General features: G+C 71.5%; 13 protein-coding genes and 1 pseudogene. 5 read left to right on the top strand and 9 right to left on the bottom strand.

Annotated elements, in window-relative coordinates; genetic code table 11:
* Positions 1-44: 44 nt before the first annotated feature.
* From ACIBHY_RS36690 to ACIBHY_RS36675, 4 genes are all read right to left on the bottom strand, one after another.
* The gene (locus ACIBHY_RS36690; RefSeq protein WP_397309103.1) at positions 45-1,199 is read right to left on the bottom strand and encodes a phospholipase D-like domain-containing protein; all 1,155 of its coding nucleotides are present in this window, start codon (positions 1,197-1,199) and stop codon (positions 45-47) included.
* 415 nt (positions 1,200-1,614) lie between these two features.
* The gene (locus ACIBHY_RS36685; RefSeq protein WP_397309102.1) at positions 1,615-2,931 is read right to left on the bottom strand and encodes a sigma-70 family RNA polymerase sigma factor; all 1,317 of its coding nucleotides are present in this window, start codon (positions 2,929-2,931) and stop codon (positions 1,615-1,617) included.
* A gap of 169 nt (positions 2,932-3,100) precedes the next feature.
* A complete protein-coding gene (locus ACIBHY_RS36680) occupies positions 3,101-3,406 on the bottom strand; it encodes a hypothetical protein (protein WP_397258719.1) in 306 nt (101 codons plus the stop codon).
* 47 nt (positions 3,407-3,453) lie between these two features.
* Positions 3,454-4,578 carry an AMP-binding protein gene (locus tag ACIBHY_RS36675; protein ID WP_397309101.1) on the bottom strand — a complete coding sequence of 375 codons (1,125 nt, stop codon included), beginning with the start codon at positions 4,576-4,578 and terminating at the stop codon, positions 3,454-3,456.
* A 30-nt stretch (positions 4,579-4,608) separates the two neighbouring features.
* On the opposite strand from ACIBHY_RS36675, the gene ACIBHY_RS36670 reads away from it, so the two are divergent.
* Together ACIBHY_RS36670 and menD are read left to right on the top strand one after the other, a co-directional pair.
* A complete protein-coding gene (locus ACIBHY_RS36670; protein WP_397258723.1) occupies positions 4,609-5,553 on the top strand; it encodes an o-succinylbenzoate synthase in 945 nt (314 codons plus the stop codon).
* Entirely contained in the window at positions 5,550-7,205 is a 1,656-nt protein-coding gene (menD, locus tag ACIBHY_RS36665) for a 2-succinyl-5-enolpyruvyl-6-hydroxy-3-cyclohexene-1-carboxylic-acid synthase (protein WP_397258725.1), read from the top strand. The genes ACIBHY_RS36670 and menD overlap by 4 nt, the downstream gene beginning before the upstream one ends.
* A 1-nt stretch (position 7,206) precedes the next feature.
* Here the strand turns inward: menD and ACIBHY_RS36660 are convergent, their stop codons facing one another.
* Positions 7,207-7,776 (bottom strand): hypothetical protein, encoded by a 570-nt coding sequence (locus ACIBHY_RS36660; protein ID WP_397258727.1) that lies wholly within the window; start codon positions 7,774-7,776, stop codon positions 7,207-7,209.
* Positions 7,777-7,881: 105 nt separating this feature from the next.
* Positions 7,882-9,168 (bottom strand): cytochrome P450, encoded by a 1,287-nt coding sequence (locus ACIBHY_RS36655; protein WP_397309100.1) that lies wholly within the window; start codon positions 9,166-9,168, stop codon positions 7,882-7,884.
* A gap of 116 nt (positions 9,169-9,284) precedes the next feature.
* Between ACIBHY_RS36655 and ACIBHY_RS36650 the strand changes: the two genes are divergently transcribed.
* Positions 9,285-9,542, top strand: coding sequence for a hypothetical protein (locus tag ACIBHY_RS36650; RefSeq protein WP_397258731.1), 258 nt, complete (start codon positions 9,285-9,287; stop codon positions 9,540-9,542).
* A gap of 4 nt (positions 9,543-9,546) precedes the next feature.
* Here ACIBHY_RS36650 and ACIBHY_RS36645 read toward each other — a convergent pair.
* From ACIBHY_RS36645 to ACIBHY_RS36635, 3 genes and pseudogenes are all read right to left on the bottom strand, one after another.
* Positions 9,547-11,606: pseudogene (locus ACIBHY_RS36645) on the bottom strand (dipeptide ABC transporter ATP-binding protein).
* A complete protein-coding gene (locus tag ACIBHY_RS36640; RefSeq protein WP_397258732.1) occupies positions 11,603-12,475 on the bottom strand; it encodes an ABC transporter permease in 873 nt (290 codons plus the stop codon). Before ACIBHY_RS36640 ends, ACIBHY_RS36645 begins: the two are co-directional and overlap by 4 nt.
* Positions 12,468-13,448: an ABC transporter permease gene (locus ACIBHY_RS36635; RefSeq protein ID WP_397258752.1), complete on the bottom strand. Its 981-nt coding sequence runs from the start codon at positions 13,446-13,448 to the stop codon at positions 12,468-12,470. Before ACIBHY_RS36635 ends, ACIBHY_RS36640 begins: the two co-directional genes overlap by 8 nt.
* A gap of 151 nt (positions 13,449-13,599) precedes the next feature.
* Between ACIBHY_RS36635 and ACIBHY_RS36630 the strand changes: the two genes are divergently transcribed.
* Both ACIBHY_RS36630 and ACIBHY_RS36625 read left to right on the top strand, forming a co-directional pair.
* Positions 13,600-15,195: an amidohydrolase family protein gene (locus ACIBHY_RS36630; RefSeq protein WP_397258734.1), complete on the top strand. Its 1,596-nt coding sequence runs from the start codon at positions 13,600-13,602 to the stop codon at positions 15,193-15,195.
* Positions 15,192-17,354: a serine hydrolase gene (locus tag ACIBHY_RS36625; protein WP_397309099.1), complete on the top strand. Its 2,163-nt coding sequence runs from the start codon at positions 15,192-15,194 to the stop codon at positions 17,352-17,354. The genes ACIBHY_RS36630 and ACIBHY_RS36625 overlap by 4 nt, the downstream gene beginning before the upstream one ends.
* The last annotated feature ends 15 nt before the right edge of the window (positions 17,355-17,369 follow it).

Below are 17,369 nucleotides of genomic sequence, written 5' to 3'. Positions count from 1 at the left end.
ACAGTGGTGCGCCATCTATAGCAGCGGCCTCCGACAGATCGCGCTCAGGGTTTGCCGATGAAGCGTTCTCCGGCGGCCTCTATGCGCTCGATCTCGGTGCGGAAGAAGCGGGCCAGCTCCGCGCAGGCGGCGGGGTCGACCGGGCCTCCCTCACGTTTGGGCAGTTCCGGGTAGGGGCTGCCGAGGACGAAGATGTTCTCGTCGTTGTAGTTGTTGGCCGGCGCGGTGTAGTTGAAGGACCCCGCGATGACGACGGCCTCGTCGATGACCATGAGCTTGTGGTGCAGCTTGCCGAAGGCGGCGCTGCGCTTGGGGAAGTACAGCTCGATGCGGGCGCGGTCGAGGTCGTGGGTGGCGGCCCAGGCCTGGGCGCCCTGGCCCGGGTCCATGACGCCGGTGACGGTCCGCTTGGCCGCGGCCAGCGCGATCATGGCGTCGTCGATGCCCGAGGAGCCGGAGAAGGTGAAGATCGCGAAGTCGACCCGCTTGGACGCCTTGAGCATCTGCTTCATGATCTCCAGCTCGGGCGCGTGGTCGGGCGCGAACAGGATCTTGACCGGCACGCCGTTGAGGTTGAACGCCATGGGCACCTTGCCGTGGGCGCCGCGGCCGAACTGGCCGGCGCGCATCTGGGCGAACTCGGTGGTGTACTCGCGGCAGACCCGGGCATCGTTGAAGATCACGATGTGGTTGAGGTTGCGGTGGCAGTCGGTGCCGGTGAAGTTCGCCGAGCCGGACAGGATGGCGGAACTGGGCAGGGCGCGTTCGCGGAAGTCGCGGATGATGAACTTCTGGTGGAAGATCGCCGGGTTGTAGTCGGCCTTGACGTCGACGTTGCAGCGCAGCAGCGCGGCGAGGATCTTCCGGTTGGGTTCCAGGCTCTTGGCGCCGCTCTCCTGGCCCCACTGCACGCGAAGGCGGGCGGCGGCCTCGTCCTCCCCGGCCTTGGGGGCGATGTTCGGGAGCTTGGCGGAGATCAGGTAGTCCTGCTCCAGGACCATGCGGACGTCCACGCCGCGGAAGCGGGCGTCGAGGATGGCCTGGGCGATGGGCTCGGAGTCGAGCTCTTGGACGGCGATGTCGAGGAACCGCTTGGCGCCGCCGATGAAGTCGATGATCACCTGTTCGAGGTTGTCGGCCGCGCCCAGTTCGGTGGGCCCGACAAATGCCTCGATCTTGCCTCCGGCAAAGACGGTCATACCGTAAGTATCACACTACGGAACGTGGACATCTTCCCTGGTACCACCCCAACCACCCGAACCCCCTCAACCCATCCCGAACCCTCCCCGGCCCCCGGCCCGGCTTCGCCTCGGGCCCCGTCCGGACCCGCCAACCCGGTCCCGGGCCTGCCCGGACCGCGGGCCCGCCCCAGCCGCTGCCGCTGCCGCGGGAGCGGGCGAGACCCGGTGGGCCGGCGGCCGCCAAGGTGCCGGCCAGGGTGGTCGGCCGTGGGGTGCTGGGCCGGATCTGGTCAGGCTGCTCGCCTGGGCGATCGGCCGCGGGGGTCTGGTCAGGGCTTCTGGATGGTGAGGAGCGCCGGGTGGGGGCGGCTTGCCGTACCGGAAAAAGGGAAGGCCCGGCACCGTGCGGGGTGCCGGGCCTTTCCGGGGTGGGTCAGCTGGCCCAGTCCAGGAGCGGGCGCGTGTTGCTGGGGTGGCGGAGCTTGGACAGCGACTCCTTCTCCAGCTGGCGGATCCGCTCGCGGGTCAGGCCGAGGTGCTTGCCGATCTCGTCCAGGGTGTGCGGCTTGCCGTCCACCAGGCCGAACCGCAACGCCATGATCTTGGACTCACGCGGCGAGAGGTTGTCGAGCACGCCACGGAGCTGGTCGCCCAGCAGCTGGCGGTCGACGATCTCGGACGCCTCGGGCGAGTCGACGTCCTCGATGAGGTCGCCGATCGTGGTCTCGCCGTCCTCGCCGATCGTGGCGTTGAGCGAGATGGGCTGGCGGCTGGTGCGCAGCAGTTCCTCGATCTGGTCGGGCGTCTTGTCGAGCTCGACGGCCAGTTCCTCCGGCGTGGGCTCGCGGCCGAGGCGCTGGTGCATGTCGCGCTCGATCCGCGACAGCTTCGACAGCATCTCCAGCACGTGGACCGGCAGCCGGATCGTGCGGGCGGAGTCGGCGAAGCCGCGCTGGATGGCCTGCCTGATCCACCACATGGCGTAGGTGGAGAACTTGAAGCCCTTGGTGTAGTCGAACTTCTCCACGGCCCGGATCAGCCCGAGGTTGCCCTCCTGGACGACGTCCAGCAGCGACATGCCGCGGTCGGTGTACTTCTTGGCCACCGACACCACCAGGCGCAGGTTGGCCTCCAGCATGTGGTCCTTGGCCTGCCTGCCGTCCTCGATGACCAGCTCCAGGTCCGCGCGCACCGCGGCGGAGCAGTTCTGGTCGCAGTCGAGCTTGTACTCGGCGTACAGCCCGGCCTCGATGCGCCTGGCCAGTTCCACCTCCTGGGCGGCGGTCAGCAGCGTGCGGCGGCCGATCGACTTGAGGTAGGTGTGCACGGAGTCGCCCATGACGGACTGGTTGTCGTCGAGGTCGAGCGGTTCCTGCTCCAGCTCGGCGTCCTCGTCGGACATCGCCGGCTCGTCGGGCTCGTCCTCCGAAGAGGCGGCCTCGGACTTCCCGGACGCCTTCGGCGCGGCGCTCTTCTTGGCCGCGGACGTCTTGCCGGCGGCGGACGTCTTCTTGGCGGTGGTCTTCTTCGCGGCCGGGACCTTCTTGGTCAGGGCGGGCTCGTTCTCCGCGGCCAGGCTCACCCCGGCCTCGGTCAGCTCGCGCAGGATGGAACGGCCCTCGGCGGGGCTGATGCCGGCCAGCGCGAACGCGTCGCGCAGTTCCGAAAGAGAAAGGTGACCCTGAGCTCGCCCTCGGTCAAGGAGCTGGTCGAGGGTCGCGGGCGGGGCCGCCACGGCGGTTCTGGGCATGAGGACACCTCCTCCATACGGAGTCGAAGCGATCAGGCAGTTTGTGGTGGGGCGGTGTGGCCGCTCGACGCACCAGTATCAATAACGTCATTCGCCGCCATTTGTTCCCGGACCCGGCAAAAAAGGGCGGACCGCGGAGAATGCGATCCACCCCACACCCTGCGGGAATTCACTCCGCCAGTTCGAACTCCCCGGGCTTGAGCTCGACCTCGGGCATCGGCATCGGCTCCGCGCCCTCCATGCGCTGCTCGGTCCAGTGCTCCAGGACCTTGGAGGGGTCGGGGTTGATGTCCTGGGAGACCACGACGCGGTCGGTCGGGGTGGGCGCGGGCGTGGTCTTCCCGACCTCCGCCCGGGTCTCTCCCCGGGCTTGGTCGACCCGGCCCGCCGAGGCGGCTGCCGCGACTGTGGCGCCACCGACGAGGATCACGCCGACGGCCGCCGCGGACGCCCACATCTTGCGGGTCTGGTTCATGAAGCGCTCCCTCTTTCTCTCGCCACCTATGACGCAGCCCGGCCGCGTCAGGTTCCGGTCCGCAACAGGGCGAGGTCGGTTTTACCGTTCGGCAGTAGCGGCAACCGGGGGAGAAGCCGCAGCTCGCGCGGGGCGGCGTAGGCCGGCAGCCGGTCTTTGGCGTAGGCGCGGAGCTGGTCCAGCGTGGGCGGGCGCGCGGGGTCGGCGGGGACCACGACCGCGACCACGCGCTCGCCCCACTCCGGGTCGGGGCCGCCGACGACCGCCACGTCGGCGATCTCGGGATGCTCGCCGAGCACGGCGGCCACGACCCCGGCCACGACCTTCTCGCCGCCGGTGTTGATGACGTCGTCGGCCCGGCCGAGCACGCGCAGCCGCCCGCCGTTCAGCTCGCCGAGGTCGGAGGTGACGAACCAGCCGTCCTCGAACGGCGCCGCGCCGAAGCGGTAGCCGGAGAACAGGACGGGACCGGCGATCCGCACCCGGCCGTCCGCCCCGATCTTGAGATCTACATTGTAAAGGGGCCGGCCGTCGTACACGCAGCCGCCGCTGGTCTCACTCATCCCGTACGTCGTGACGATCCGCGCACCGAGCGCCCGAGCCTCCCGCAGCAGGCCCGGCCGGGGCGCCGCGCCGCCGAGCAGGATCGAGCGGAACACCGACAGGTCCGCACCCCGTTCCACCAGCCGGTGCAGCTGGGTCGGCACCAGCGACACGTGCTCGGCGCCCGAGCCCAGCACCGCCTCGGGGGAGAAGCCGTCGTGGATGACCGGCTCGCTGCCGGTCAGCACCGACCTGACCAGCACCTGCAGTCCTGACACGTGCGAGGGGGGCAGGCAGCACAGCCAGCGCTCGCCCTTGGCGGCCTTCAGGTGGCGCAGCGACGCCTCGGCGGAGGAGCGCAGCGCCCGCCCGGTGAGCATGACGCCCTTCGGCACGCCGGTGCTGCCGCTGGTCGCGATCACGACCGCGACGTCCTCGGGCACGCCTTCTCCGCCGGCCTGCCGTACCCCGTCGAGATGGGTGGGGCGCAGGGCCGTCAGCGTGGCGCCGGCGTCGGCGGGCGGCAGGGGGAGCACGGCGGGACCGTCGCCGGTCAGAGCATCGCGAATCGCCGCGAACAGCCGCGGACCGGGTGGCAGCGCGAGGGCGTGCAACGGTTTGCTCACCATGCTCGTAAGGTTAGTGGCGACAGTTCGGATATGAGTGCGGGGAGGGTCGTGGAGCGTTCTCCCGTCGTCTTCCGGATCCCCATGCGCGAGCGTTTTCGCGGGCAGACCGTCAGGGAAGGCGTGCTCATCCACGGGCCCGCCGGCTGGGGTGAGTTCTCGCCCTTCCCCGAGTACGGTCCGCGCGAGTGCTCGCGCTGGCTGGCCTGCGCCCGCGAGGCCGCCGACGAGGGCTGGCCCGCGCCCGTGCGCGCCGCCGTCCCGGTCAACTCGACGATCCCCGCCGTGCCGCCGGACAAAGCGTTCCAGCTCGTACGGCGGGCCGGCTGCGCCACCGCCAAGGTGAAGGTCGCCGAGCGCGGCCAGAGCTTCGCCGAGGACCTGGCCCGGGTGGAGGCGGTGCGCGACGCGCTCGGCCCCTCGGGAAGGTTGCGCGTGGACGCCAACGGCGCCTGGAGCGTGGATGAGGCGGTGCGCCGGTTGAGGGATCTCGGCCGTTTCGACCTGGAGTACGCCGAGCAGCCCTGTGCCACCCTCGATGAGCTGGCCCAGGTGCGCCGCAGGTGTGACGTGCCGATCGCCGCCGACGAGTCGATCCGCAAGGCGGAGGATCCGTTGCGGGTGCGCGCGGCGGAGGCGGCCGATATCGCGGTGGTGAAGGTCCAGCCGCTCGGCGGCGTGCGCGACGCGCTGCGCGTGGTGGAGGCGTGCGGGCTGCCCGCGGTCGTCTCCAGCGCGGTCGAGAGTTCCGTGGGCCTGGCCGCGGGCCTGGCGCTGGCCGCCGCTCTGCCCGAGCTGCCCTATGCGTGCGGTCTGGGCACCATGACCCTCCTTTCGGGAGATGTCGTGAAAGACTCCCTCATGCCGGTAGACGGACAGATAGTGGTCCGCCGCCCGAACGTGGATTTTTCGTATTTGTCGGAATTTGAGATCGAATCCCCCTCGTGGCTTCGCCGGATGCAGGAGGCTGCCCCGTGAACCCCGCCACCGCGCTGGCCTCCGTGCTGGTCGACGAGCTGGTGCGCTGCGGACTCACCGACGTCGTGCTCGCGCCCGGCTCCCGCTCCGCCCCCCTCGCGCTCGCCCTGCACGCCGAGTCCCGGGTCCGCCTGCACGTGCGCATCGACGAGCGCTCGGCCTCCTTCCTCGCGCTCGGCCTGGCCAAGCGTTCGGAACGGCCGGTCGCCCTGCTCTGCTCGTCGGGGACCGCCGCCGCCAACTTCCACCCCGCCGTCATCGAGGCGGGCGAATCGGGCGTACCCCTGCTGGTGCTGACCGCCGACCGGCCGCCCGAACTGCGCGGCACCGGCGCCAACCAGACCATCGACCAGATCAAGCTGTACGGCTCCGCCGTCCGCTGGTTCGCCGAGGTGGGGGTGCCGGAGGAGCGCCCCGGCCAGGTGGCGTACTGGCGCTCGCTGGCCTGCCGCGCCTACCAGCGCACCCTCGGACCGGCCGATCCCGGACCGGTCCACCTCAACCTCTCCTTCCGCGAGCCGCTCATCCCCGACGGCGACACGAGCTGGTGCGAGTCGCTCGACGGCGACGTCAACGGCCCGTGGGTGCGCGCCCGCGTCGCCCCGCCGCCCGTGGCGCTGCACATCCCGCCCACCCGCCGGGGCGTCCTGGTCGTCGGCGACGGCGCGGCCAACGTGCGCCGCTACATCGCCGCCGCGGGCATGGCCGGCTGGCCGGTGCTGTCGGAGCCCAACGGTGGCGGCCGCTACGGCGACCACGCGATCTCCACCTACCACTTCCTGCTCGGCACGCCCGAGTTCGCCGACGCCCACCAGCCCGACGTGGTCGTGACGCTGGGTCGTCCCGGCCTGTCGCGCCCGCTGCTGACGTGGCTGAAGCGGGCGCAGGAGCACATCGTCGTCGCGCCCGACCTGGCCCGCTGGCCCGATCCGACCCGCTCGGCCACGCAGGTCGCGCAGGCGGTGGAGATCCCGGTCGCCTCCGGCGACGACACGTGGCTGCACTCCTGGCGCGGCGCCGACCTGGCCGCCCGCGCCGCGATCGACGAGCTTCTCGACGCCTCCGGGCTCAGCGAGCCGCGCCTGGCCCGTGATCTGGTGGACGCGCTGCCGAACGGGGCGCTGTTGTTCAGCGGCTCCTCGATGCCGATCAGGGACCTCGACCAGGCCATGCGGCCCCGGCGCGGGATCCGGGTGCTGAGCAGCCGGGGCGCCTCGGGGATCGACGGGCTGGTCTCGACCGCGATGGGGGCGGCGCTCGGGCACAACGGGCCGTCGTTCGCGCTGCTGGGGGACCTGTCGTTCCTGCACGACCAGAACGGGCTGATCCTCGGGCCCCGTGAGCCCCGGCCCGACCTGTGCTTCGTCGTGGTGAACAACGACGGCGGCGGGATCTTCTCGCTGCTGCCGCAGGCGGCGGTGCGCGATCCGTTCGAGCGGGTCTTCGGTACTCCGCACGGGGTCGATCTCGGGTATGTGGCGGCGGCCACGGGGACGCCGTACACGCTGGTCAGTGACATCTCGGAGCTGGGCAAGGCGTTGCGCGGGGAGGGGCTGCGGGTGGTCGAGGTGCGTTCGGAGCGCGAGTCCAACGCCCTGGTCCATGCCCAGCTGCGCGAGGCCGCCCAGACGGCGATCCGGGCGGCGCTCTGAGTCAGGCTTGTGCCAGGGTCGCGCGCGCGGGTTCCGCCCGCCACAGGCCCAGGGCCAGCCAGGCCACTCCGGCGGCGGCGACCAGCAGGCCCAGCAGGTAGAGGGGTTCGGGGACGACGTTCCTGAGCGAGCCCGGGATCATGCCCGCCGCGTAGAGGACGATGGCGCCGGTGGGCAGGCCGCCCGCCCTGATGGCGGCCGCGGCGAAGGTGAGGACGCCTGCCATCAGCACCAGGGACGTCACCAGGAACGCCCGGCCGGTGCCCCCGGCGACCAGGGTGGCGACCGTGCTGCGGCCGAGGGCGGGGAAGACGAAGTGCAGGGTGTACTCGACGGCGAAGGCGCCGGCCAGGCCCGCGGCGTTGAGCGTGAAGCCGATCAGGCCGAGGCGGCCGGCCGTACGGGAGATGAGGAAGTAGCAGCCGGTGATCGCGAACAGGCCGGCCAGCGGAGCAAGGGGCGCGATCGCGTGGGTGAGCGCCGTCTCCGGCAGGACTCCGGCGCGGCGGGCGGTGTTGAAGGCGAGGACGACCGCGCACAGGAATCCGGCGGCGGCGGTGAGGCGGAACATGTTGATTCACTCCGATTTTTCGGGGCTGTGTCGCTCGTATCATGAGCGCCCGGACCCCTCCGGAGGAGAGCCGCGGGCCTGACGTAAGCAGCCCGAAAGAACCGGTCAGGACGGCGCCGGCAGCACCGTCATCTCGATGTCGTGCTCGGCCCACAGCACGAAGCGCTCCACCGGTACCACCGGATGCCCTTCGACCGGGCGGAAGGTGAAGCGCTTGAGCAGGACGGCCAGCACCAGTCGCGCCTCCAGCATGGCCAGCGACGCCCCTTCGCAGGCGCGCGGGCCGAAGCCGAACGGGATGTAGGCCAGCCTCGGCCGCTCCGGCATCCGCTCGGGTGTGAACCGGTCGGGGTCGAACCGCTCCGGATCCGTCCAGACGCGCGGGTTCATGTGCACCGCCCAGATCGGCACGAACACGTTCGTCCCGGCCGGCAGGTCGTAGCCGCCCAGCGTGAGGTGCTCGGTGGTCTCGCGGGCGCCATACGGGCCGGGCGGGTAGCGCCGCATCGACTCCTTCAGTGCCATCTCCAGCACCCGCAGCCGGCTCAGGTCGGCGAACCCGGGCACGTCCGGCACCCCCGCCAGTTCCGCGCGGATCCGCTCGGTCACCTCCGGGTGCGCGGCCAGCAGGTAGAGGGTCCAGGAGATCGCCACGCCGGTGGTGTGGTGGGCGGCCAGCATCATCGACAGCACGGTGTCGCGCACCCGCGCCGGTCGCTCGCCGGCCTCGGCCATCAGCGTGATCAGGTCGGGCCGGTCCGGCGGGCGCCGTCCGGCGAGCACCTGGTCGACCGCGTCACGCAGGAACGCCAGGCCTTCCCGCGCCCTGCCCTCCTGGTACGGCGTGCCGTACAGCTTGCCCAGATACTCCGACAGGACCTCTTCGAAGGCGCCCACCACCCGCCGGGGCAGTTCGCCCTCGTCCATCTCCATGCCCAGCGCGTACTGGCAGACCATGCGCAGGGACAGTTCGCTGAGCTCCTTCTGCAGCGCCACCGGCCCGTCCGCGGCCGCCCAGCGGTCGGCCATGCCGGCGGTCATGCGGGCGAAGGAGGGGTAGTGCGCCTCGTGCGACTTGCGCCCGGCCAGCGCGGAGAGCACGAGCTTGCGCCACGGCACGTGTTCCTCGGACGGCATCACCTGCAGGTTGCCCGTCTCGAAGAGCGGGGCGAGGAACTCGAACAGCTTCTCCGGCCGCTTGTCGACCCGCGCCACCCGTTCCAGCAGCAGGGGATCGGCGACGGACACGAGCCGCGAGCCGGGCATCCGGAACGCGGCCACGTCGCCGTAGTCGCGGTGCAGAGCCAGCTGGAAGGTGTGCAGGCCACCGGCGGCGGCGATGTCGTCGAGGTTGTCGCCCGCCGCGGACGGCGCCGGCCCCGGGATCACCATGTTCGCCACCCTCGCACACGCGTCTCTGCCCCGCTACCCCGGGGTTTGGCGGGTGATGCGGTAGATCGCCAAGTCGGGGATACTTTGTCGCGTTCCAGCTGTTTCCTGGAGGTTTTATGTCGCTGTGGAAGAAGCTCGGTCTCGGCCTCGTGGGGGCGTTCGCGCTGCTCGTCGTGGCCCTCATCGTGGCGATCGTGGTGCCGGGCGGCTGGAAGATCTCCCTTTTCATCGTCGGGGTCCCGGTGGCGGTGGTGTGGGTCGTCATCCAGATCATGGGGGAGTCGCACTCCTCCTCCCGCCGCGACGACCCGCCCCCGCCGCCGCCCGCCCGGCGCCGCCGTCCCGGGGACGAGCACGGCGAGCCGTGGCGGTAGGGCGTCAGACGACCGCGGCCACCTCCGCGTAGTGGCAGGCGGCCGGATGGCCGTGGCCGCGGTCGACCAGCTCGGGCGCCTGTTCGACGCAGATCTCCCGCTCGCCCTCGGTGAGCTGGGTGAACTTCGGGCAGCGGGTGCGGAACCGGCAGCCACTCGGCGGGCTGACCGGGTTGGGCACGTCGCCGCCGATGACGATCCGCTCGCGCGCCCTGACACGTTCGAGCCGCGGATCGGGCAGCGGGATGGCCGAGATGAGCGCCTGGGTGTAGGGGTGGGCGGGCCGGTCGAACAGCTCGTCCCTGTCGCCGATCTCCACGACCCGGCCGAGGTACATGACCGCGACCCGGTGCGCGATGTGCCGGACCACCGACAGGTCGTGCGCCACGAACAGGTAGGCCAGGCCCAGCTGCTCCTGCAGGTCCTGGAGCAGGTTCACCACGCCGGCCTGAATCGACACGTCGAGCGCCGACACCGGCTCGTCCAGCACGATCAGCTCGGGCCGCATCGCCAGCGCCCTGGCGATGCCGACGCGCTGGCGCTGGCCGCCGGAGAACTCGTGCGGATACCGGTTGCCGTGCTCGGGGTTGAGCCCGACGGTGGCCAGGAGCTCGCGTACCCGCTCGTGGCCCTCCTGGCGGTAGGTGTCGTGGATGCGCAGCGGCTCGGCGATGGCGTCGCTGACGGTCATCCGCGGGTCGAGGGAGGCGTACGGGTCCTGGAACACGATCTGCATCCGCTGGCGCAGCCGGCGCATCTCCGCGGCGCCGGCCGCCGCGAGGTCCCTGCCGTCGAACAGCACCGTCCCCGAGGTGGGCGGCTGCAGCCTGAGCACGGCCCGGCCGGTGGTCGACTTGCCGCAGCCCGACTCGCCGACCAGGCCGAGGGTCTCGCCCCGGTGCAGGTCGAAGGAGACGCCGCAGACGGCGTGCACCTGTCCCGTGGTACGCGGGATCAGGCCCTTGCCGCGTACCGGATAGTGCTTGACCAGATCCTGCACTGACAGCAGCGGTGACCCGCTCATGCCGCACCTCCCTCGTGGTCTGCCGAGGTCAGGGCGAAGACGTCCTCGGGGCGGCGGCCCTCCAGGTCGGCCGAGAAGTGGCAGGCGGCCAGGTGGCCGGGGCCGGTGGCGAGCAGTTCCGGCTCGGCGGCGTGGCATCTGTCCTGCCGCATCGGGCAGCGTGGCCCGAACGGGCACCCGGGCGGCAGGTCCAGCAGCGACGGCGGCGAGCCGGTGATCGGGACCAGCCGCTCGCCCCTGCGGGCGTCGTCCAGCCGGGGCAGGCTCCCGATCAGTCCCAGCGTGTACGGCATGCGCGGCTCGTAGTAGATGGCATCCACGTGCCCGAGTTCCACCGGCCGGCCCGCGTACATGACCAGGACCCGGTCGGCGGTGCCGGCGACGACGCCGAGATCGTGGGTGATCAGCACCATGGCGGCCCCGGTGGCCGCCCGCGCGGTCTCCAGCGCCCGCAGCACCTGCGCCTGGACGGTGACGTCGAGCGCGGTGGTGGGTTCGTCGGCGATGATGACGTCGGGGTCGTTCGCCATCGCGGTGGCGATGACGACGCGCTGGCGCATGCCGCCGGAGAACTCGTGCGGGTAGTCGCGGGCGCGTTCCCTCGGCCGGGGGATCTGCATCATCGCCAGCAGCTCGACCGCGCGCTCGCGGGCCGCGGCGGCGCTGACGTCATGGTGCGCCCTGACCGCCTCGGCGATCTGGTCGCCCACCGGGTGGACGGGGTTGAGCGAGGTCATCGGGTCCTGGAAGACCATCGCGATGCGACCGCCGCGGATGGCCCGCAGCTCCTTGTCCGGCGCCCCGACCAGCTCCTGGCCGCGGAAGCGGACCGAGCCGCCGACCTTCGCCGAGCCCGGCAGCAGGCCCATCACCGCCATCGAGGTGACCGACTTGCCCGAGCCGGACTCGCCGACGATGCCGAGCACCTCGCCCCGCCGCAGCTCGTAGCTGACCCCGCGGACCGCCCTGACCAGGCCGTCCTCGGTCGGGAACGACACGGTGAGGTCCTCGACCTCCAGCACGATCTCGGGCTCGCTCATGTGCGCACCTTCCGCTGCGTCGGGTCGAAGGCGTCGCGCAGCCCGTCCCCGATGAAGTTGATGGTCAGGGCGATCACCACGATGAACGCGCCGGGGAAGTAGAACAGCCAGGGCCGGGTGCTGACCGCCGTGTCGGCCTCGCTGACGAGCAGGCCGAGCGAGGTGTCGGGCGGCTGGACGCCGAGGCCGAGGAACGACAGCGCGGTCTCGACCAGGATGGCGGCGGCCACGAGGATCGTCACGTTGACGATGATCGGCCCGAGCGCGTTGGGGATCAGGTGCCGGAAGATGATCCACCGGTCGGTGGCGCCGAGCGCGCGGCTGGCCTCGACGTACTCCTTCTCGCGCAGCGACAGGACGACGCCGCGCACCACACGGGAGACGTAGGCCCACTGCAGGGAGGCGATGACGAGGGCGACGAACCACCACGAGCCCGACGTGCCGCGGGTCAGGACCGCGGCGACCGCCAGCAGCGGCAGCGTCAGGACCAGGTCGGCGATGCGCATCATCACGCTGTCGGTGATGCCGCGGTAGTAGCCGGAGAAGGCTCCCCACAGGGTGCCCACCAGCCCGGCGAGCAGCGCGATGAGCAGGGCGATCTCGATCGAGCGCTGGGTGCCGCGCAGCACCTGGGCGAAGGTGTCGTGGCCGAGGTTGTCGGTGCCGAACGGGTGCTCCAGGGAGGGCGGGACCGACACGGCCGAGGTGATGTCGGCGTAGTCGTAGCGCCAGAGCGCGCCGCCGGCGAAGGCCAGCAGGACGACGGCGGCGAACAGCACCAGGCTGGCCACCGCCGCCTTGTGCCTGAGGAAGCGGCGCAGCACCAGCTCGCGCTGGCTGCGCCGGCGGATGCGCGTGTCGTCACTCATAGCGGATCCTGGGGTCGAGGAGGGCGTACAGGAGGTCGGCGACGAGGTTGAACACGATGACCGCCACGGCCACCACGAGCAGCCACGCGAGCACCGCGTAGGCGTCGCGCTGGTTGATCGAGGTGACGAGGAAGTCGCCGAGCCCGCGCCACTGGAAGACCGTCTCGGTGATGACGGCGCCGGAGATCAGGGAGGCGAAGTCGAGCGCGGTCACCGTGGTCATGGGGATGAGCGCGGTGCGCAGCGCGTGCCGTACGACCACCCGCCGCCGTGTCAGTCCCTTGGCCCGTGCGAACAGCACGTAGTCGCTGTTGAGCACGTCGAGCATCGAGGCGCGCTGGAACCGGCTCCACGCGCCGAACGAGATCAGCGCCAGCGAGACCGTCGGCAGCACCATGTGGCCCGCCGCGTCGGTCAGCTGGGCCCAGGCGCCGCCGTCCACGACCACCGACTTCTCCCCGATCGTGTACACCACCTGATCGCCGACGAGCTGGTTGAGCGAGATCCCGCCCTGCTTGAGCAGCACCGCGAACCAGAACGACGGCATCGACAGGAACAGGAACGCGGCGAAGGTGAAGCCGTAGTCGACGCCCGAGTACTGCTTCACCGCGCTGAGCACGCCGACGACCACGGCCAGCAGCAGGGCCAGGACGACGGCCACCGCGATGAGACGCAGCGTGACGCCGAACCGGGCGGCGATCTCGTGGCCGATGTCCAGGTTGGTACGCACCGAAGGGCCGAAGTCCCCGCGCAGCACGCCGGTCATCCAGGTCCAGTAGCGCTGCAGCACCGGCTGGTCCAGATACAGGCGATGCGCCTCGACCGCGATGACCTGCGGGGACGGCGGCGGGTTGCGGCCCTTGAGACTGGCGAGCGGATCACCGGACATCGTCACGAGCAGGAACACGACGAACGTCGACGCCACGATCACCGGGATGGAGATCAGGAGGCGGCGGAAGGTGAAGGTGAGCACGATAGGGGTCACCGGCTCTCTGTGGCTGAGGTTTGGTCACCCAGTGCAGTCGTTCCGACTCGCCCGGACTTCGTCGGATGCGACGTAAGATCTGCGCCACTTCATCGGATTCGATGAACATTCGGTGGGCGTGACGTCGCAGGATGCCCGCATGTCGGCTTCTCTGGTGATTCGCGGTGGCACGGTTCATGACGGCGGCGGTGGCCCTGGGAGGGTCGCGGACGTCCTGGTCGAAGGCGATCGGATCGTCGCCGTCGGCCCCTCGGCGGGCGGCCACGACGTGCCCGTGCTGGACGCCACCGGGCTGGTGGTCGCCCCCGGTTTCGTGAACGTGCTCAGCCACGCGTACTTCACCCTGGAGAAGGACGGCCGTGGCCTGTCCGACCTCTACCAGGGCGTCACGACGCAGGTCTTCGGCGAAGGACTGTCGATCGGGCCGCTCACCCCCGCGATCAGGGCCGAGCTCGACGCGAGCTTCGGGTCTTTGGAGTGGGACCGGCTGTCGGAGTTCCTGGCGCACCTGGAGCGCAAGGGCGTGGTCCAGAACGTCGTCAGCTTCGTCGGCGCGCACAACCTGCGCATGATCGGCGCGGGCACGGACGACCGGCCGATGACCGCCGCCGAGCTCTCCCATGTACGCGGCGTCCTCGACGAGGAGATGGCCGACGGAGCCCTGGGCCTGGGATCGGCGCTCATCTACCCGCCCGGCTGCTTCGCCCCGACCGACGAGCTGGTCGCGCTGTGCGAGGTCGTCGCCCGCCACGACGGCATGTACATCTCGCACATGCGCAGCGAGGGCGACCACTTCCTCGACGCGGTCGACGAGCTGATCGAGATCGGCCGCCGGGCCGGGGTGCGGGCGGAGATCTACCACCTCAAGGCAGCCGGGCGCGACAACTGGCCGAAGATGGCACGCGCCGTCGAACGCGTCGAGGCCGCCCGCGCCGCCGGGCAGGTGGTGACCGCGGACATCTACCCCTACCTCGCCGGGCAGACCAACCTCGCCGCCTCGATCCCGCCGCACTTCCACGAGGGAGGTCACGAGGCGCTCGCGGCCCGGCTGGCCGACCCGGCCGAGCGGGCCCGCATCCGCGAAGGGGTGCGCACGCCGTCGGAGCGCTGGGAGAACATCTACCTGGCCTCGGGCGGCGCGGACGGCGTCATGCTGCTGCCCGACCCGAAGGGGCCCGCCGCCGGTTACCGCGGCCTCAGCCTCGGGCAGGCGGCGCGCGACCGGGGCGCCGACCCCGTCGAGACGCTGCTGCAGCTGGTCGAGGAGGAGCCGGGGCTGCACGCCATGTACTTCATGATGGACGAGGACGTGCTGCGGACCGCCCTGCGCAACCCGTGGGTCTCCGTCGGGTCCGACGCCGAGACCTTCGCAGCGGAGCCCCCTTACACCGACGCGCCCACGCATCCGCGGGCCTACGGGACGTTCGCCCGGATCCTCGGCCGGTACGTGCGCGAGCAGGGGCTGCTGACCCTCGGCGAGGCGGTGCGGCGGATGACCAGCCTGCCCGCCACCAACCTGGGCCTGCGTGACCGTGGCCGCCTCGCCGTCGGCGCCTATGCCGACATCGTCGTCTTCGACCCCGAGACCGTCGGCGACCTGGCCACCTACGAGTCCGCGCACCAGTACGCGCGGGGGATGCGGCACGTGGTCGTCAACGGCCAGACCGCGTTCGCCGACGGCGCGCCCACCGGGCGGTTGCCCGGACGGGCGCTGAGGAGGGGGAGGTCGTCATGAAAGAGCAGGTCGAGCAGGTTCTCGGGCCGATCGGCGCACGGGCCTGGGTGCACGCCGTCGATCTCGACAGCGGCGCGGAGGCCGGGTACGGCGAGTACGGGCTGGTCGCGCTGGCCAGCGTCTTCAAGATTCCGGTGCTGGTGGAGTTGTTCCGCCGGTTCGGGGACGGGCGGCTGTCTCCTGACGCGCGGCTCGACGTCCCCGCCGAGGGACGTTCGGCCGGGCCCACCGGGTTGTCCGTCATGGCCGACCCGATCGAGCTCTCGCTGCGTGACCTGGCGTACTGGATGATGAGCGTCAGCGACAACGCGGCCACCGACATCCTCGTCAACCTGCTGGGCATCGACGCGATCAACGCGACGCTGCGCGAGCTGGGCCTGACCAGGACCAGGGTCGACGGCACCTGCGACGACCTTTACCAGACGATGTACCAGGACGTGCCGGAAGGCGCGGGTCCCGACGCCTTGCGCGCCGCGCGGGCGGTCGATCCCGAGCGCACCCAGCACTCCGGTACGCCGCGCGAGGTCACCCGGTTGCTCACGGCCATCTGGAAGGACGAGGCGGCCGGGGCCGCGGAGTGTGCCGAGATGCGGCGCATCCTGGGCCTGCAGGCGTGGCCGCATCGGCTGCGGGCCGGGTTCACCGAGCCGGGGACGCGGGTGAGCGCCAAGACCGGGACGCTGCCGTTCTGGCGTAACGAGGCCGGGGTGGTGGAGGCCGATGGAGGGCGGTTCGCGGTCGCGGTGTTCATCAGAACCGAGGACCACCGCTACCGCCAGCCCGCCGCCGACGCCTGCGTCGGAACCCTCGGCCGCCTGGCCGTCGACCACCTGCGCTCATCCGGCGGCGATCACCCACGCTCGCCCGGCGACCACCTGCGCTCGCCCGGCGGCGATCACCCACGCTCGCCCGGCGACCACCTGCGCTCGCCCGGCGGCGATCACTCACGATCATCCGGCGACCACCTGCGCCCATCCGGCGACCAACCGCGCTCATCCGGCGAGCACCCGCTGTCGGACGCTCACTCGCGTTCGCCGGGCGAGTGCCTGTGTTCGGACGTGGACGGGCGAGCGTTTGCCGGCCACCCACACGCGTGCGGCGACCACCCGCGATCGGACGCTTCCGAGCGCTCAGACGCTCCCGAACGATCGGAGGATGCCCCCGAGCGATCGGACACGCTCGTGTGGTCGGCGGACGCTCCTGTGCGATCGGCGGATGATCGCCTGCGATCGCGGGGGAGTGGCGTGCGGAGGCCGGGTGCGGTCAGGGCGGCCACACCCGAGGAGATCCGCGAGCACGCGGCCGGGCTCGGCGCCGAGATCTGGCTGCACGCGCGTGACCTCGACACCGGGAAGTCGGTGGGCGTCGGCGAGAACACCCCGGTGGTCACCGCCTCGGTCTTCAAGGTGCCGGTGGCCCTCGAACTGGCCCGCCAGGCGGCGGCCGGCGAGATCGACCTCACCCAGCGGGTCACCGTCCCGGACGAGGGCAGGGTGCCGTCGCCGTACGGCCTGGCCGCGCACCGTGACCACGTCGTCGCCTCCTACCGAGACCTGGCCCAGCTCATGATGGTCATCAGCGACAACGTGGCCACCGACCTGGTCCTCGATCGGGTGGGCAAGGACCGGGTGGCCGCTCTTCTGGCGGAGCTCGGTCTCGGGGGCACCGCCGTACCGCAGAACTGCGCGGAGATTCTGGCCAGTGTGGCGCAGGACCTCGGCACCGCCTACGGCGACGACGAACGCGAGCTGAGCGAGGTGCCGCTGGAGCGACTGCGGTCGTTGCGCGCGCTGGACCCGGCGCGGACCTGCCGCACGACGCCCGAGGAGATCACCCGCCTGCTGGCCGGCATCTGGCGTGAGGAGGCGGCCGTGCCGGACGCCTGCGCCCTGGTACGCGGCTGGATGGGCGCCCAGATCTGGCCGCACCGCCTGAGCAGCGGCTTCCCGGGGGACGACGTGGTGATCAGCGGCAAGACCGGCACCCTGCCGCTGATCCGTAACGAGGCCGGCGTGCTCGAGTTCCGCGACGGCGGCAGGTACGCCGTCGGCGTCTTCACCCGTGCCGCCGACCCCACCCCGAACGCCCCACACCTCGACGCGCTGATCGGCTGGGCGGCCGCGGAAGCCGTCGCCCAGGTGCGCGGCGAGCGTCACTGATCCAACTCACCCCCT

The sequence above is a fragment of the Nonomuraea sp. NPDC050547 genome (genome assembly GCF_044457345.1).
Classification (GTDB): Bacteria; Actinomycetota; Actinomycetes; order Streptosporangiales; family Streptosporangiaceae; genus Nonomuraea.
Note: the sequence above shows the minus strand (reverse complement) of the source record. Positions and strands in the feature narration are given on the sequence as shown.